Genomic DNA, 17,276 nt, shown 5'->3' on the forward strand with positions numbered 1-17,276 from the left:
TTGTTTACTCAAATAGTTAAAGTATTAAGTGAGTAAGTCATGACAATATGTGCTGTGGAGGGTCCCTGTGGCCGCTGAACACTGTTAATGAAAAGCGCCTATCTTGATCGGTGAACTTGTCTGAACCCGCTCACGGGTTTGAGTTTACAAGACCAGTCTTGCTGGGCAATGAGTCGCACAATCGATTTAACATGGACTAAAGCGTTGAGAGCCATACTGGCTTAGTGTGTGTAAGCCAGTACCCCGATGCCCCTCAGGGGGCATTTTTCGTTGTGACCTTAATCTGCTCTGTTTGTAAAAAAGCCAGTGCCTGCGAAGCTTTAAGGGGGTGAGAAATTAAAAAACCTTGTCCAAACTGGCATGATTTTGTGCTAAGCAGCTGAAACTGCTGAAGAGTCTCTATGCCTTCTGCTACTACTTCCAGGTCCAGTGACTTCGCGAGCGATAAAATCGCGTCAACCAGCGGGTTTTCTTCATCTGATAGTTGATTAATAAAACTCTTGTCAATTTTAAGTACATGAATAGGCAGCTGGTGCAGGTAGCCAAGCGCGGAATATCCGGTACCAAAGTCGTCGAGATACAGCTTCACGCCAAAGGGTGACAGACCATTAATTACTTTAGTCGCCAGGCTGAGGTTTTCAATCAGCCCTGATTCCGTGATTTCAAGGCTGAGCGCCCCTTGGTTTAGTTGGTAGGTATGGTATAAGGCTGCGATCTGCTCTACAAATTCCAAACTGGCAAAGTGACGTGAAGAGACGTTGACGGTCAGGCTGATGTCCTTAAACCCGGCAGCTTGCCATTGCGCGACTTGTTTTGCCGCTAGTTCGAGTAAATGCAAATCGAGCTCGATAATTTGACCCGTTTGTTCTGCGATGGGAATGAAGTTATCAGGCGTGACCAAGCCATTTTTAGGGTGGTGCCAGCGAACCAGTGATTCGAAACTGACGACCTTAGGATGAGTGAGAGTGAAAATGGGCTGATAATAAAGCTCAAACTCTCCGTTCTTAATCCCATTTTGTAGATCGTTTTCTATGTCGGCCTGCTGTTTTAGCTTTTTACGCATCTCATTATTGAAATAGCGGATCTGACTGCGTCCCGCTGATTTAGCTTCGTACATAGCGGCGTCAGCCTGTTGCAGCAGGGTAATGGCGTTGTCAGAGTCGCTGGAGGTAAAGGCGACACCAATGCTGCTTGAAGCTTGTAGCAAATGGCCGTCGATATGAATGGGTTTCGCGATGGCTCCTGTGATGCGTTCCAGGGCAAGTTCGACTTGGTGTTTGTCACTAATATTTTCCATGAAGATGGCGAATTCATCACCCCCCAGACGTGCAAAGGTGTCAGTTTTGCGAATGCAGCCTCTTATCAGCTCAACAATGGCTACTAAAAAGTGGTCGCCGACATCATGCCCCAGCGCATCATTGATGCTTTTGAAGCGATCCAGATCAAGATATAACAAACAATGCTGATGTGCCGACTGACTCCGACCTAAAGATAAAATGGCATGTTTAATGCGCTCCAGCATCAGATACCGATTTGCCAGGCCAGTTAAGTCATCGTGCAATGCTCTGTGCTCCAGTGCCTGGCGGGCAAGGCGTCGGTCGATTGCCATACTGAGCTGTCGACTGATGTAGGTTAGAATGGCTTTATGATGTTGGCTGAATGCCTGATCGTTGTCATAGCTTTGCAGTACAACGACGCCCTGATACTGGTCATTGACCACAAAGGGGACGCCGAGCCAGGAGCGTGGTGAACGACCGACCATTTTAAAGTTCTGCTGCTTTATATGCGTTAAAAACTGCTGGTGGTCACACAACAAGGGTTTTTGTTGTTTGATGATGTAATAAGAGGCTGTGTGTTTAATCTGCTCTTTGGATACTTTTTGATGAGCACTGCATTTTATGCCTGCTTCAATGAGGTAGTCTATTTCCAGGACATCAAGCTGGGTGTCGTAAAGGCCGATAAAGCAGTTTTCCGCCGGTAATTGTGAGCAAATGATGCTATACAGCTCATCATAAAAGGCGTCTAGGTTCCGTGACTGGTAAGTAATATTCGCGATCTTCAGCAAGCACTTTTCTAGCTGTTGTGCCTGATGCAGTTGATCTACAGTGGCTGTCAGGTGGTCCAGAGTTCGAACCTGATGAATTTTAGCGCTGAGTAAATGGGCAACGGTAGAGAGGATCTGCAAATGTCCCTGTGTGAAATAATCAGGTTCAGGGTGCTCACAGTCAATCACGCCCAATAACGTGTTTTCATAAACCAAAGGCACACATAGCTCCGACAGCGCAGGTCGTGCGTCTGCAATGTACATAGGCTCAAGAGCAACATTACCAGAAAGAAAAGGTTGCTTAGTACGTGCCACATGGCCTGTGATCCCCGCAGCAATGGGGATGCGTTGTTGGCGTACTTCGTGGCCAATGTCTTTATGTGCAACCCCCATACTGGCGACAACATCCAAGAATTGACCTGCCGGATCACTGAGATAAATAACACAATCAACAAATCCCAGTCGGCTTACCACCTGGCTGGTAACATATTCAAAGAGTTCATCCAGATGTGTGATCTGCAATAGCGACGATGAAAACTGGTTGATGATGCTTAACTGTTCGGTTTTTGATTCTAGTTTTGCTTCTGACAGTATTGGCATGGCATAGGCCTGATTACTTAATCTTCGACCATGTTAACGCTCTTAAATCATGCGTTACAGTCAATGTTGCAATTAAATTGCTATTCACTGTAAACCTGATGACACTTTTACGACTTTGTAAGCTTTAAAGCCTGTCGGGTTGGCCTTAAAAACTTTACTAACCTGCTGGCTCAGCCTATGATCGGGCAAATTCAGTAGTGGGAAAGAGCAATGACAAGTAAACAGACCTTAACAATCACTCGTCCGGACGACTGGCACGTACATCTGCGTGATGGTACGGTACTCGTTGACACTGTGCGCGACATCAGTCGCTATATGGGGCGTGCTATCATCATGCCTAACCTGGTGCCACCGGCGACTTGTACGCAAAGTGCACTGGCTTATCGGGAGCGTATCCTCGCAGCACAGCCGAAAGCGCAATTTGAGCCGCTGATGGTATTGTACCTGACTGATAATACCAGTGCTGAAGAGATCCGAGCTGCAAAAGCCAGTGGACACATAGTTGCTGCAAAGCTTTACCCCGCAGGTGCGACCACCAACTCAGACTCAGGTGTGACTGACGTTGAAAATATTTACCCTATTCTGGAAGTGATGCAGGAAGTGGGAATGTTACTACTTGTGCACGGTGAAGTGACGGACTCTTCGATTGATATTTTCGATCGTGAAAAAGTGTTTATCGACACTAAACTTAAAAAAGTCGTCGATGCGTTTCCCAAACTGAAAATCGTGTTAGAACACATTACCACTCAGGATGCGGTCGAGTTTGTTGAATCGGCACCGGACAATGTCGCAGCGACAATTACTGCGCACCATTTGCTGTACAACCGTAATCATATGCTAGCTGGTGGCATCCGCCCTCACTACTACTGTTTACCAATACTAAAGCGCAATACACATCAGCAAGCGCTATTACGCGCCGCGACCAGTGGCAGTAAAAAGTTTTTCCTGGGCACGGATTCGGCGCCTCATGCCAAAGATAAAAAAGAAGCGGCGTGTGGATGTGCCGGCGCGTATACAGCCCATGCTGCCATTGAGCTATACGCAGAAGCGTTCGAAGAGGCCGGTTCATTGGATAAGCTAGAGGGTTTTGCGAGTCACTTTGGTCCGGATTTTTATGGTCTACCGCGCAATACAGATACCATCACATTGGAAAAAACCAGTTGGCAGGTTCCAGAGTCCTATCCTCTGGGCGATACTCAGGTTGTGCCAATCAAGGCGGGTACTAGCGTTGACTGGCAGGTTGTCGCTGAATAAACACTAGATCATATATGATAAGGCAGCCGAGGCTGCCTTTTTAGTGCAAGTTGATGCCGTGCGATTTAAGTAAAAGTCAGGGATGCGTCGCTTTTTGTAAAACGGTGTTCAAGGCTTCATCCATTTTTGCGATAAAGTCAGCTTTAAATGGATATTTTCCTTCGTACCCTTTTAAGTAACCGATATGGGCACTGCGGCTCAGTACCACACGGTCTTCGACAAATGACTGTGCTGTTAAGCTTGGCAACTGGTCTTGCAGATCACTAATACCAATCAGAGTGGAGAGTCTGTCGTTAATGTAGCAGTCGATCCTTTTCTTAAATAGTTTGATGATGTTAGCGCGGGTATTCTTGTTTTCCCAAACAATAATATGTCCTGCTTTTCTTGCGCGTTTAAGCGCATCGTCTAGGATCAGAAAGCCCGCATTTAAGCCAACATTAATTGGCGCAAGCTCGTCGTCACGCTGAGTGATATTTTGTAAAGTGACGCCAGGGTTACAAAACGCCACGACCTCTTCTTGTTTTAGGGGGACCGAGTAGGGCCAGATATAGGGGCGTGTGTCGAGATGGATATAAGGTGGCATCAAAGCGAATGCTTCACCATGTTCGAGCGCTGCGACACCTCTTTTCCAGGGAATGGGTCGTAATTCAACCAGGTACTCCTCCTTGATGAGCTTCGCAGCTTCCAGGATGAGAGTAGGGTATATACCGACCAGTTTGCCATCCTGAACATAAGAGTAGGGTGGGTAGCTGTCATCTGCCAAAATTGTGACAGGTATCGGGCTTGCAGCACGAACTATGGCACTCGCAAAAAAGCAATATAACACCAGCAAGCTTAACACCTGCACATAACCAGAACACTCGCGATGCAGGCTCCTGCATTGCCTTGCCTTACCTACTTCCGACACAGCTGTCTTTCCAGCGGGAGATCTTATTTTAACTGTAGATAATATCTGTTCAGATGCCAGTATTGGGTTTGTATACAGAATTAATAATGCAAGCGGTACGGAGTGTAAGGTGGCGTAATGTCATCCTTATGAAGGAACGATTACAATCTCATGCCCAGGAGATGGGTATTTCTTCTTCCCGAGATACGCACTGTAGCAAGATTCGACGTCAGGATACTCAGATAGGCACAGGCATGGCACACCTTTTATTAGCACAAACCAATGATCACATCGTTCTTAAAGCTCACCACCGCTTTGGTCGTGCAGAGAGTGGGGTCGACACTCAGGTGTTAGGGATTGAAATCTCACGTCACCATGCTGTAATTACCTGGACAGGTGAGCATTGGACGCTCAGAGACACCAGTAAAAACGGTGTGTTTGTGAACCAAGTTAAGATATTGCCAGATGCAGATATAAAACTGAACCTGGGTGATGTGATCACTTTTTCAGACTTACACCCTTACAGCTTTATTATGAGCTCTCTGGCATCGCCTGATTAAATAAGACTGGCGCTTTAAAGCATACGACCCATGACGACAAATTGAATACCTGGGAACAAAATGCCCGGCTGGGGTGGTAGCAAAACATCAAAATGATGCGCCTGCATAGCTGCAATCCGTGACACCGGGCAATCTAACACAACAGTCCGACAGCCTAATTCTTTTGCCAGTATCAGGCGTACTTTAATAAGGTGGGTAGCTAACCCTTGGTTTCGCCACTGAGTAGCGACGGCAAGCCTTCCCCAGGTTGCCAGCGGGGTGGGCAGCTGATTGCTTATTGGTTGGTAAAGTTGTTGCTCGGGTAAGTGTGCCAGATCAGTACAAAGATTCATTCTGGCTGTCGCGATGATATGACCCTGAGATTCAGCCAGCCAGATATATGCGTCACTATCTGCGCCCTCAAGCCAGGAATCGGGTGTTGTACAGTGACTGATGGTATGTCCTTGCTCGCGCCATATCATGCTGCGAAACTGGCCCAGTTTGAGTTTATCTGTGCCGTTAAGCGTACCCGGCATGTAACAGTGCAGCGAATAGGCTGGTAGCTGTGGTTGGGTGGAAGCCGTCATCATGGTCCTTTATTGAGAGCAATCGCTGCTCAATAGTAGTCCAAATTTGAGAAGGTGGTAGTTTTGTTCGAGGTTGAACAAAAAAGAAGGCAGAGGACAAGCAGGTGCTGAGCGCACCTGCGATGGAAGCATTAACTATGATAGTTTTCGCAAGCTTCAAGTGTATTTTCAATTAAGCTTGCAACGGTCATGGGTCCAACACCGCCCGGTACCGGGGTAATAAAGCTCGCCCGCTGTGCAGCAACGTCATATTGTACATCGCCCACCAATTTGCCTGACTCCAGGCGGTTAATGCCAACATCAATGACCATGGCGCCTTCTTTAACCCACTCACCCGGAATAAACTCTGGCTTACCCACGGCAACAACTAATAGGTCTGCACGTCTCACGTGTGCTTCCAGATCTTGGGTAAATTTATGACAAACAGTTGTCGTACACCCTGCCAGCAACAACTCCAATGACATTGGGCGGCCAACAATATTAGAGGCACCAACAACAACAGCATGCATGCCTTTGTACCTGACACCGGTTGAGTCCAGTAACGTAATGATCCCTTTTGGAGTACACGGGCGTAGCGCTGGCATACGTTGCGCCAGTCGTCCGACATTATAAGGATGGAAACCATCAACATCTTTGTGAGGGTGAATACGTTCCAGCACTTTCTCGGCATCTAATCCGTCAGGCAATGGCAGCTGAACAAGGATACCATCAACATTTGGATCCTGGTTAAGCGTGTCCACCAACTCCAGTAATTGCGCTTCACTTGTGTCTGCGGGAAGATCATATGACTTAGATACGAAGCCTACTTCTTCACACGCTTTGCGCTTTGAGCCTACGTATACCTGGCTGGCGGGGTCCTGGCCAACGAGTACAACTGCGAGTCCTGGCGCTCTGAGCCCCTGATTGATCCGCGCTGCAACGCGGTTGGCTACGGTACTGCGAACTTGTTTCGCAATGACTTTACCGTCGATGATGTTTGCCGTCATGACTGACCTTTAAATTTAAGGGTTAATTACTTGAACGATTATAGAGTGTATTAAAGGGGGAACTCTATTATTGGGGTTCACTGAGTCATCTGTATCAGCGTGAGGGCTTGCTCAGGACTGAGTACCGAAAAACTTAGGAAGCCGCTACTATTTTCGCAAAAATCCCCCAAATAGCCAAGCTGGATCCGGCACAGGGCAACTTTATTATCTCAGTGTCAGGCAAAATTGCTGAAAAACCAGTCGTCTTGTTATATAAATTAAACGTTTTGCAGTAAAAATAGTCAGTTGGCATGATTTCTAAAAAAAATGTTTGACCTCACTCAGGCAAATCACTATTATGCACCCCGTTGTCAACGAGGGGCTCGCAAGAGAAACTCCAAGAATAACGAAAATCGGCGATTAGCGCAGCTTGGTAGCGCACTTGGTTTGGGTCCAAGGGGTCGCAGGTTCAAATCCTGCATCGCCGACCACTTTTATTCCTTACGGAATTGAAGTAATCAACGAAAGTTGGTGGTATGCACGAAGAAGCATTCTTTGCGCCGCGCCCGTAGCTCAGTCGGATAGAGCAACGGCCTTCTAAGCCGTCGGTCGAAGGTTCGAATCCTTCCGGGTGCGCCATTTTAAAATCCACATTGTAGTGGCGGCTGTAGCTCAGTTGGTAGAGCCCCGGATTGTGATTCCGGTTGTCGCGAGTTCAAGCCTCGTCAGTCGCCCCATCTACAAAACCTATATGTTCGGCGATTAGCGCAGCTTGGTAGCGCACTTGGTTTGGGTCCAAGGGGTCGCAGGTTCAAATCCTGCATCGCCGACCATCTTCAAAAAAATTAAATTCGGCGATTAGCGCAGCTTGGTAGCGCACTTGGTTTGGGTCCAAGGGGTCGCAGGTTCAAATCCTGCATCGCCGACCATTTCTTCTTTTCTTTTTTTATTCAAATCTTACTTTATCCCTTTATTTTGCCCCTTGTAGCATCAATTATTTGCCGTGATTGCTCGACTCTCCCGTTTTATAGGTTATAATGCCGCGTCTATTATTTAACATAGCGCCCTGTCTGGGCAGGCAGCAAGTCTGACGGGGATCAGCACTGATTCTAAACATCAAATGTAGGGGTGTTTTTTGCGGTGGTTTACTCAATCGAGATTGAGTAGATATGATGCTCTGCTGTCATCTGATCTGATAAAAAGTCGGCTTGTTTGTAAGGAAGGCGCGTAGTCGCCAAAAATGAAAATTGAGGTTATATCATGCAAGTTTCTGTTGAGACGACTCAAGGTCTTGAGCGCCGTCTGACTATCACAGTTCCAGCTGAGAACGTTGAGACTGAAGTAAAAAAACGCTTACAACAACTGGCTAAAACACAGCGTATCGACGGCTTCCGTCCGGGTAAAGTACCAGTATCTGTTATCAAAAAGCGTTACGGCGCCGCTGTAATGCAAGAAGTTGCTGGTGAACTGATGCAACGCAACTACATCGAGGCAATTGTTTCTGAAAAGATCAATCCTGCTGGCGCACCTACTTTTGCTCCTAAGTCACTGGAAGCGGGTAAGGACCTTGAATTTGATGCGACTTTTGAAGTTTATCCAGAAGTTGAACTGAAAGATCTTGAAAAGATTTCAGTTGAGAAGCCTGTTGTTGACGTAACTGAAGATGACTTGGCTAACATGCTGGAAACTCTGCGCAAGCAGCACGCAAGCTGGACTGAAAGCGATGCAGCTGCGGGTGAAAAAGATCGTGTAACAATCGACTTCCTGGGCACTGTTGAAGGTGAAGAATTCGAAGGCGGTAAAGCTGAAGACTTCCCACTTGAGCTAGGTCAAGGTCGCATGATCCCTGGTTTCGAAGATGGTATCATCGGTAAGAAAGCAGGCGAAGAAGTGGTTGCTGACGTGACTTTCCCTGAAGAGTACCACGCTGAAAACCTGAAAGGTAAAGCGGCTCAGTTCAAGATCACGGTGAAGAAAGTTGAAGTTCAGGAGCTGCCTGAGCTGACTGACGAATTCGCAACTAAGTTCGGTGTAGCTGAAGGTGGCGTTGACGCACTGAAAGAAGAAGTGAAGAAAAACATGACGCGTGAACTTGGTCAGGCTGTAAAAGCTCAGATCAAAGATCAAGCAATCAAAGGTCTGCTAGAGACCAACGAAGTTGACGTACCTAAAGCACTGATCGACCAAGAAATCGATGCGCTACGTCAGCAAGCTGCACAGCGTTTCGGTGGTGATGCTAAGAACATGCCTGAGCTTCCGGCTGAGCTGTTCCACGAGCAAGCAGTAACACGTGTTAAAACGGGTCTTCTGCTAGGTGAAGTGATCAAAGCGAATGACATTAAAGTAGATGATGCAAAAGTTGAAGAGCTAATCGAGACTGTTGCTTCTGCTTATGAAGATCCAAGTGAAGTTGTTGCTTACTACAAAGGTAACGACCAACTAATGCAGCAAATGCGTAACGTTGCAATGGAAGAGCAGGCAGTAGATGCGATTCTGGCAGCTGCTCAGGTTGCTGATGTTGAAAAGTCTTTTGACGACATCATGAACCCACAACAGGCGGCTCAGTAAGCCCTTTTAATCTCGTCAAAGACGAAATTATTGACTTACTGTTAAGCTAACGTTTAAATGGCTCGTATTGCTCTGTGTTTTGCAGTGCTGCGAGCCATTTTTGTTTATTTGCTCAAAGCAACACGGTTGTGTGTATACTTTTGTTTATCATCGTCTCATGTATAAACTTATGTCTATAAACTCCCAGTCAATTGAGTAAACGAATATCGCTTGTCTTCCCGATGAGACAGACAGGTGGGCAGGTTTTGCAGTGCACTTCCCTGTTTATAAGGAATCTATAAAATGAATGACGGTATGTTTGATCCTCTAAACGCTTTAGTCCCGATGGTTGTTGAGCAAACAGCGAAAGGTGAGCGTTCGTATGACATTTATTCTCGTTTGCTTAAAGAGCGAATCATTTTCTTGACCGGTCAGGTTGAGGACCATATGGCAAACTTGATCGTTGCTCAGCTGCTGTTCTTGGAATCAGAAAGCCCTGAAAAAGACATCTACCTTTACATTAATTCTCCGGGTGGCTCCGTCACTGCAGGTATGTCTATTTATGATACGATGAATTTTATTAAGCCAGATGTTAGCACTGTGTGTGTGGGGCAGGCTGCAAGTATGGGCGCATTTTTGCTGTCTGGTGGCGCGAAAGGCAAGCGCTACTGCTTGCCAAATTCACGTGTGATGATCCACCAACCTCTCGGTGGTTTCCAGGGCCAGGCGTCCGACTTTGAAATCCACGCGAAAGAAATCCTGACGATCAAAGAAAAGCTCAATCGTCTGATGGCTGAACATACGGGTCAGCCATATGAAGTGGTTGCGAATGACACCGATCGTGACAACTTTATGAATGCAGAACAAGCCGTAGATTATGGCCTGGTTGATGCCGTTCACAGCAGCAGAAACATCAAGTAATCTATTTGGGCCAGAGGCATTGTGAGATTCGTTAGATAAATGCACCTGGCCCGGCTATGCTAAAGGCAAATTTCTTTGGTATAGTTAAAATATGTATTGTGTTATCTAAGTAGATAACTGACCAAATTTAAGAGGTAGCTGAATGTCAGACACTCCTACAGACGGCGACAAGAATAGTAAGCTCTTATACTGCTCATTTTGTGGTAAGAGCCAACATGAAGTACGCAAGTTGATCGCTGGTCCGTCAGTGTACATTTGTGATGAATGCGTCGAACTGTGTAACGACATCATTAGAGAAGAAATCAAGGATATAGCGCCGCAACATGATTCGTCTGATAAATTGCCGGTACCAAGAGAGATCCGAAATCACCTTGATGATTATGTAATCGGTCAGGAGCATGCTAAAAAAGTGCTGTCGGTTGCAGTGTACAACCATTACAAGCGTCTGAAAAATCAGGGTCTGAAAGGCGATGTTGAGCTGGGCAAAAGTAACATTTTGCTGATCGGTCCAACGGGGAGTGGTAAGACCCTCCTTGCCGAAACGCTGGCACGCTTGCTGGATGTGCCCTTTACAATGGCAGATGCTACCACGTTGACTGAAGCAGGCTATGTGGGTGAGGACGTCGAAAATATTATCCAGAAGCTTTTACAGAAGTGTGACTACGACGTAGAAAAAGCACAGCGCGGTATTGTCTATATCGACGAAATCGACAAAATTTCGCGTAAATCAGATAATCCGTCAATCACACGGGATGTATCTGGTGAAGGAGTGCAACAAGCACTACTAAAACTGATTGAAGGCACTGTTGCATCGGTTCCGCCTCAAGGTGGACGTAAGCATCCGCAGCAAGAGTTTTTGCAGGTTGATACATCAAAAATCTTGTTTATCTGCGGTGGTGCATTTGCTGGTTTAGACAAAGTGATCGAGCAGCGTAGCCACACTAACACTGGGATCGGATTTGGCGCACAGGTTAAATCGTCGGACAGTGCACGTTCGTTGAGTGATACCTTCAAAGATGTTGAGCCAGAAGACTTGGTCAAATATGGCCTCATACCTGAATTCATTGGCCGTTTACCTGTGGTTGCTACTTTAGCTGAGCTGGATGAAGACGCGTTGATCCAAATCCTCAATGAACCTAAGAATGCATTAACCAAACAGTATGGTGCGTTGTTCAAAATGGAAGGGGTTGAGCTTGAGTTCCGTGAAGATGCGCTTAAAGCGATTGCTCATAAGGCTATGGAAAGAAAAACGGGTGCCCGTGGATTACGTTCCATTGTGGAAGGTGTACTTCTGGATACCATGTATGAGCTACCCTCGATAGAAGACGTGAGTAAAGTTGTGGTGGACGAAACCGTTATTAAAGGTGAGTCTGACCCGATTTTAATATACGAAAATAACAATCAGGATAAAGCAGCGTCGGAATAACGGCCTCGTTTTATCGCAAAAGGAGCCTCAGGCTCCTTTTTTTGTCTACAGTTTGGTAGTACCAGCAATCTATAATACCAATTTCACTTAATACCTGTTCAATTTGACGGAGCAAATATGACGCTAACAGCGTTAAAAATTTCTCATTTAGAACAACTAAATAGCAAAATTTTTGCCTTGTTATCGAGCCTGTTTTCTCGCCTCAAAATAGAACACTTAATTAAGCAAATTGGTATAAACTCAAACTAGAAATCGATACGGGTTGGTAGATAGGTTGAACTTTTTGAAGACAATCCCCATATACCACCCTAATCCTTGAAATTAATGAAGTGCGAAGAGAATATAATGACGCTTGAGAGAATGGATCGAGTCGAAATACCCGTATTGGCACTGCGTGATGTGGTCGTATACCCTCATATGGTGATCCCGCTATTTGTAGGCAGAGAAAAATCAATAAAATGCCTTGAAGCTGCGATGGAAAATGACAAGCAAATTTTTTTAGTGGCGCAAAAAGAGGCATCTATTGATGATCCTGACACTGATGATATTTATCAGGTCGGTACTGTCGCCACGGTATTGCAATTACTAAAGTTGCCTGACGGTACGGTCAAAGTACTGGTAGAAGGCACTCAGCGAGCGAAAATTGAAAAGTTTCTGGTCACTGACGATTACTTTTTGGCTGAAGCACAGTTTATTGCCTCCGAAAACATTGAAGGCCCAGAGCAGGATATCTTTATTCGCAGTGCCATTAGTCAGTTTGAAGGGTATGTAAAGCTCAATAAGAAAATCCCGCCAGAAGTACTGACTTCCGTCTCTGGTATTGATGAAACGGCACGCCTTGCAGACACTATGGCGGCACACATGCCGATTAAAGTGCCTGAGAAACAAAAAGTACTGGAGCTTTACAACGTCACAGATCGCCTGGAGTATCTGATGGCATTGATGGAAGGCGAGATAGACCTGCTTCAGGTTGAGAAGAAAATCCGTTCACGCGTCAAAAAGCAGATGGAAAAGTCTCAACGTGAGTACTATCTCAATGAACAAATGAAAGCCATCCAGAAAGAGCTGGGTGAGCTGGATGATGTGCCAGACGAATTTGAAGCACTGAAAAAACGCATCAGCGAAGCTCAGATGCCCAAAGAAGCCGAAGAAAAAGCGACCTCTGAGCTGAATAAGCTTAAGATGATGTCGCCGATGTCGGCAGAGGCGACTGTGGTACGCTCCTACATAGATACCTTGATAGGTGTCCCTTGGAAGAAGCGCTCGAAGGTCAAAAAAGATCTTGCGAATGCGCAAAAAATCCTTGATGCAGACCACTATGGACTTGAGAAAGTCAAAGATCGCATTATTGAGTATCTGGCGGTTCAGCAGCGCACCAACAAGCTGAAAGGGCCTATTTTGTGTTTAGTCGGTCCTCCGGGGGTAGGTAAAACTAGTTTAGGACAATCTATTGCTCGCTCAACAGGTCGTAAGTATGTACGTATGGCACTGGGTGGTGTACGTGATGAAGCAGAGATCCGTGGCCACCGACGCACCTACATTGGTTCTATGCCAGGCAAGCTGATCCAGAGCATGACCAAAGTGGGTGTGAAGAATCCACTGTTCTTACTGGATGAAATCGACAAAATGTCTTCAGATATGCGTGGCGACCCGGCTTCAGCATTGCTCGAAGTCCTGGATCCGGAACAAAACAGCAGCTTTGCCGACCATTATCTGGAAGTAGAGTATGATCTGTCTGACGTAATGTTTGTGGCCACCTCTAACAGCTTCAACATTCCAGGTCCTTTGCTTGACAGGATGGAGGTGATCCGTCTTTCTGGCTATACCGAAGATGAAAAACTCAACATTTCTAAACAGCATCTCATTCCGAAACAAATTAAACGTAACGGCTTGAAGGAGCATGAGATCGAGATTGAAGATAGTGCCATTATTGATACTATCCGCTACTACACACGCGAAGCGGGTGTGCGTAACCTTGAGCGTGAGTTGTCAAAACTGTGCCGCAAAGCAGTTAAGAGCATTTTGCTAAGTAAATCTAAAGACAAGGTAGTGATCAATGCCGACAATCTCGAAAGCTATCTGGGTGTGCAGCGCTTCGATTACGGTAAGGCAGAAGATGGTGACCGTGTTGGCTTAGTGACTGGGCTGGCGTGGACTGAAGTAGGCGGTGATTTGCTGACTATCGAGTGTGCAGCAGTGCCGGGTAAAGGTAAGCTTGCTTACACAGGTTCACTGGGTGATGTTATGCAGGAGTCGATTCAGGCTGCAACGACGGTCGTACGCAATCGTGCCGACAAGCTCAGAATTAATGACGATTTCTACGAGAAGCGTGATATCCATGTGCATGTGCCAGAAGGGGCGACGCCCAAAGACGGTCCAAGTGCCGGTATTGCAATGGTAACAGCCCTGGTCTCAAGCTTGACTGGCAACCCTGTTCGTAGCGATGTGGCTATGACGGGCGAGATTACGTTGCGTGGTGAAGTTTTGCCAATTGGTGGACTAAAAGAAAAACTGTTGGCAGCACACCGAGGTGGCATTAAAACAGTTGTTATCCCTAAAAAGAATGAGCGCGATCTTAAAGAGATCCCGCAGAATGTTCTGGAAGGTCTTGAAATCCATCCGGTGAGCTGGATTGATGACGTTTTATCGCTGGCACTTGCTCATCCGGTAGACAGTTTTACCATTGAGTCGCAAAAGTCCGCCGGGTAAAGCAGAAAAAGTACATAAAAGTGCGTAAAAAGGGTTTTCAAATCTAAATGGTATGCTAACTTAAGCACTGTATTTAGCCTGGTAGCTCACAAGCCCCCGTAGTTACTAGGCTTTGAGACATTAGATGAAATAGAGAATCGTCAGATTTCTCTGAGTTAACTACAAAAGTGATGTTAGTGGTAAGCCCTCATCGCTCTTGATAATAACAATGTAAGAGGATGATATTGTGAATAAATCTCAATTAATCGATCAAATCGCAGCTGATGCTGATATTTCTAAAGCGGCTGCTGGTCGTGCTCTGGATTCATTCATTGAGTCAGTAACTGGTGCGCTAAAAGACGGTGACTCAGTTGCCTTAGTTGGTTTTGGTACTTTCTCAGTACGCGAGCGTGCAGCACGTACTGGTCGTAACCCGCAAACTGGCGCGGCAATCGAAATCGCTGCAGCTAACATCCCATCTTTCAAAGCCGGTAAAGCTCTGAAAGACGCGGTAAACTAAGCAGATTCAGCTCAATCTGCCGAACTACCTATGTTAAGATAGTGTAATTAGGCGAGATAAGCTTCAAGATAAAAAGCGTATCTGTTAAGATACGCTTTTTTTATACCATCTGGATGATGCCGTATATTGGCTTGTTCCAATCTGGACTGAGCTAATCATATCGAAGTGCAAGTGGCCTGCTTACAGGTCGTATAAATACGCTTGCAATCGCAGCACTTATCCATATAAATAGGTACAGAGACAAGACAGGTGCTGATGTGACACGCACAACAGGCCTGGATATGCGATAAACCCAAAGTACTGAACATGCTTTGACTTAGATAAGAGATAGAATAAATGCTAGAAAAGATTAGAGAAGGCTCACAAGGCCTGGCAGCCAAAATTATTCTTGGTGTAGTGATCTTGTCTTTTGCGTTGGCAGGGATCGGTGGTTACCTAGGTCAAACCACAGAGCAGGCCGTAGCAGAAGTCAATGGGGTTAAGATCACACAAATGGAATTCTCACGTGCCTTTGAAAACGAGCGTGCACGTCTGGAACGTCAGTTTGGTGAGTATTTTACGCAAATCTCTGCTGATCCGGCATACATGGCTCAGGTCCGCAGTGGGGTCGTTGACCGCCTGGTACAACAAGAATTACAAAACCAGTTGGCGATTGAGCTGGGACTCAGAGTCAGCGATGATCAAGTAAAGCAGGCAATTTTTGAACTGCCTTACTTCCAGCTTGGTGGTGAGTTCAGCAATGACAGATACCTGCAGTTGATCCGTCAGATGAACTTCCAACCAGATTCATTCCGCGAATACATGCGTGAAGAAATGACGCGTAATCAACTGGTTTCAGCTGTGGCAGGGTCTGATTTTGTGCTGGACAACGAACTCAAGCAAACCTTGGCTTTGCAACAGCAGACTCGGGACATTGATTACTTGACGCTGAGCAAAGACACGGTGAAGCAGGACGTTGCTGTCACTGAGGAAGAGATTTCTGACTACTATCAGCTCAATCAGGAGCAGTTTCAGGCCCCTGAGCAGATTGCACTGCAGTATCTTGAGCTAAAGTCAGGCGATATTACATTGGAAAAGCCAATCTCTGACGAAGAGGTACGTGCCTACTATGAAGAAAATCAGGCACAATATCTGGAAGAAGAACGTCGTCGTGTGGCACACATTCTAATTGAAAGTGCAGAAGATGCAGATGCGGCGAAACAAAAAGCGGAGTCTCTTTACCAGCAGTTGCAAGGTGGAAAAGACTTTGCGGAGCTTGCATCAACCGAGTCTGATGATATTGCGTCTGCCGAAGTGGGCGGTGATCTGGACTGGATTGAGCGTGATATGATGGAACCAGAGTTTGAAGAGGCGGCATTTGCACTGGCAAATGTCGGTGATATCTCACCGGTAGTTGAAACTGAATTTGGTTTCCATATCATTAAGCTGACGGACCTTCAGGCGCAGCAGTCTAAAGCATTTGAAGATGTTGCAGCGGACTTGCGTGCTGAGTTGGAAAGCACCGCTAAGGCAAATGCCTTTTATGAAAAGCAATCTCAGATCGCTGAAATCGCTTTTGAAGTTGCGGACTCCCTTGAAGATGCAGCCGCTGTCGCAGACATTGAGCTTAAAAGCACAGAACTGGTATCGCGCATGGCCTTGCCTGCACCGCTTAACGACCCGACAATTGCCAATGCGATTTTTACGCCTGAGCTGATCGAAGACCGGGTAAACTCAGAAGTATTAGAAGCGGGTAATGAGCACATTGTTGTGGTGCGTGTGCTGGATCACAAGCCTGCAACAGTTAAACCGCTGGAAGAAGTGACTGCACAGATCAAAATGCGTCTTGAGAATGAAAAGGCTTCTGAGCTTATCAAAGAGAAAGCAAAAACGTTATTTGCACAGCTGGAAGACGGCAAAGCGCTGAGCGATATTGCTGCTGTGGAGTCTGCTGAAGTGAAAAGCGAAGTGGCATTGAAGCGACAAAGCTTTACAGTTGCCCCTGAGATTGTCCAGCAGGCGTTTAAACTGGCGCACCCTGAGGCGGATCAGACACTGCCAGCGTTAGTTGAGCTAAACAGCGGTGACGCGGCACTGTTGGTACTGAAGGGCGTAACGACCACGGAAGTAACGGGTGATGTTGAGCCACAACAGAAGCAGAACATTACTATGTCTGTCGTGAATAAGAACTTCCTGGCATTATTAAATGCACTGGAGTCTGACGCGGATGTGGTTCGCCCAACGCTTCAGTTCAGCGACGAAGTTCAATAATACAAAGTAGTATTGGATAAAAAACGCCGGCATTGTCCGGCGTTTTTTT

General features: G+C 46.3%; 12 protein-coding genes and 5 tRNA genes. 13 read left to right on the forward strand and 4 right to left on the reverse strand.

Annotation, left to right across the window (positions count from 1 at the left end; all coding sequences use genetic code 11):
- Positions 1-253: 253 nt before the first annotated feature.
- Positions 254-2,644: an EAL domain-containing protein gene (locus NH568_RS21020; protein ID WP_253050601.1), complete on the reverse strand. Its 2,391-nt coding sequence runs from the start codon at positions 2,642-2,644 to the stop codon at positions 254-256.
- A gap of 210 nt (positions 2,645-2,854) precedes the next feature.
- On the opposite strand from NH568_RS21020, the gene pyrC reads away from it, so the two are divergent.
- Positions 2,855-3,898 (forward strand): dihydroorotase, encoded by a 1,044-nt coding sequence (gene pyrC / locus NH568_RS21025; protein WP_253050603.1) that lies wholly within the window; start codon positions 2,855-2,857, stop codon positions 3,896-3,898.
- Between the two features lie 76 nt (positions 3,899-3,974).
- Here pyrC and NH568_RS21030 read toward each other — a convergent pair whose 3' ends face one another.
- Positions 3,975-4,724 carry a transporter substrate-binding domain-containing protein gene (locus NH568_RS21030; protein ID WP_253050712.1) on the reverse strand — a complete coding sequence of 250 codons (750 nt, stop codon included), beginning with the start codon at positions 4,722-4,724 and terminating at the stop codon, positions 3,975-3,977.
- A 209-nt stretch (positions 4,725-4,933) separates the two neighbouring features.
- On the opposite strand from NH568_RS21030, the gene NH568_RS21035 reads away from it, so the two are divergent.
- On the forward strand, positions 4,934-5,344 hold the full coding sequence (locus NH568_RS21035; RefSeq protein WP_253050605.1) for an FHA domain-containing protein: 411 nt from the start codon (positions 4,934-4,936) through the stop codon (positions 5,342-5,344).
- A gap of 14 nt (positions 5,345-5,358) precedes the next feature.
- Here NH568_RS21035 and NH568_RS21040 read toward each other — a convergent pair whose 3' ends face one another.
- Positions 5,359-5,910, reverse strand: a complete 552-nt coding sequence (locus NH568_RS21040; RefSeq protein WP_253050607.1) for a GNAT family N-acetyltransferase — start codon at positions 5,908-5,910, stop codon at positions 5,359-5,361.
- Between the two features lie 131 nt (positions 5,911-6,041).
- A complete protein-coding gene (gene folD, locus NH568_RS21045) occupies positions 6,042-6,896 on the reverse strand; it encodes a bifunctional methylenetetrahydrofolate dehydrogenase/methenyltetrahydrofolate cyclohydrolase FolD (RefSeq protein ID WP_253050609.1) in 855 nt (284 codons plus the stop codon).
- Positions 6,897-7,289: 393 nt separating this feature from the next.
- On the opposite strand from folD, the gene NH568_RS21050 reads away from it, so the two are divergent.
- From NH568_RS21050 to NH568_RS21100, 11 genes are all read left to right on the forward strand, one after another.
- Positions 7,290-7,366, forward strand: a tRNA-Pro gene (locus NH568_RS21050).
- Between the two features lie 71 nt (positions 7,367-7,437).
- Positions 7,438-7,514 (forward strand) — tRNA-Arg (locus tag NH568_RS21055).
- Positions 7,515-7,536: 22 nt separating this feature from the next.
- Positions 7,537-7,612: transfer RNA gene (locus tag NH568_RS21060), tRNA-His, on the forward strand.
- A gap of 19 nt (positions 7,613-7,631) precedes the next feature.
- Positions 7,632-7,708 (forward strand) — tRNA-Pro (locus NH568_RS21065).
- 19 nt (positions 7,709-7,727) lie between these two features.
- Positions 7,728-7,804: transfer RNA gene (locus NH568_RS21070), tRNA-Pro, on the forward strand.
- Positions 7,805-8,135: 331 nt separating this feature from the next.
- Positions 8,136-9,443, forward strand: coding sequence for a trigger factor (tig, locus tag NH568_RS21075; RefSeq protein WP_138545070.1), 1,308 nt, complete (start codon positions 8,136-8,138; stop codon positions 9,441-9,443).
- A gap of 282 nt (positions 9,444-9,725) precedes the next feature.
- Complete coding sequence (gene clpP, locus NH568_RS21080; RefSeq protein ID WP_054017318.1) at positions 9,726-10,343, forward strand: ATP-dependent Clp endopeptidase proteolytic subunit ClpP; 618 nt, start codon at positions 9,726-9,728, stop codon at positions 10,341-10,343.
- Positions 10,344-10,485: 142 nt separating this feature from the next.
- Complete coding sequence (gene clpX, locus NH568_RS21085) at positions 10,486-11,769, forward strand: ATP-dependent protease ATP-binding subunit ClpX (protein ID WP_253050611.1); 1,284 nt, start codon at positions 10,486-10,488, stop codon at positions 11,767-11,769.
- 345 nt (positions 11,770-12,114) lie between these two features.
- Positions 12,115-14,478, forward strand: a complete 2,364-nt coding sequence (gene lon, locus NH568_RS21090; RefSeq protein ID WP_253050613.1) for an endopeptidase La — start codon at positions 12,115-12,117, stop codon at positions 14,476-14,478.
- Between the two features lie 226 nt (positions 14,479-14,704).
- Complete coding sequence (gene hupB / locus NH568_RS21095) at positions 14,705-14,977, forward strand: nucleoid-associated protein HU-beta (protein WP_010386462.1); 273 nt, start codon at positions 14,705-14,707, stop codon at positions 14,975-14,977.
- Positions 14,978-15,313: 336 nt separating this feature from the next.
- A complete protein-coding gene (locus tag NH568_RS21100; protein WP_253050615.1) occupies positions 15,314-17,227 on the forward strand; it encodes a SurA N-terminal domain-containing protein in 1,914 nt (637 codons plus the stop codon).
- Positions 17,228-17,276: the final 49 nt, after the last annotated feature.

Origin of the sequence: Pseudoalteromonas sp. XMcav2-N, assembly GCF_024124545.1 — a bacterium.
Classification (GTDB): domain Bacteria; phylum Pseudomonadota; class Gammaproteobacteria; order Enterobacterales; family Alteromonadaceae; genus Pseudoalteromonas.

Coding starts and splice junctions, on each gene's coding strand:
- NH568_RS21020 (WP_253050601.1), bottom strand. CDS start 2,644: ATGCCAATACTGTCAGAAGCAAAACTAGAATCAAAAACCGAACAGTTA.
- pyrC (WP_253050603.1), top strand. CDS start 2,855: ATGACAAGTAAACAGACCTTAACAATCACTCGTCCGGACGACTGGCAC.
- NH568_RS21035 (WP_253050605.1), top strand. CDS start 4,934: ATGAAGGAACGATTACAATCTCATGCCCAGGAGATGGGTATTTCTTCT.
- NH568_RS21040 (WP_253050607.1), bottom strand. CDS start 5,910: ATGACGGCTTCCACCCAACCACAGCTACCAGCCTATTCGCTGCACTGT.
- folD (WP_253050609.1), bottom strand. CDS start 6,896: ATGACGGCAAACATCATCGACGGTAAAGTCATTGCGAAACAAGTTCGC.
- tig (WP_138545070.1), top strand. CDS start 8,136: ATGCAAGTTTCTGTTGAGACGACTCAAGGTCTTGAGCGCCGTCTGACT.
- clpP (WP_054017318.1), top strand. CDS start 9,726: ATGAATGACGGTATGTTTGATCCTCTAAACGCTTTAGTCCCGATGGTT.
- clpX (WP_253050611.1), top strand. CDS start 10,486: ATGTCAGACACTCCTACAGACGGCGACAAGAATAGTAAGCTCTTATAC.
- lon (WP_253050613.1), top strand. CDS start 12,115: ATGACGCTTGAGAGAATGGATCGAGTCGAAATACCCGTATTGGCACTG.
- NH568_RS21100 (WP_253050615.1), top strand. CDS start 15,314: ATGCTAGAAAAGATTAGAGAAGGCTCACAAGGCCTGGCAGCCAAAATT.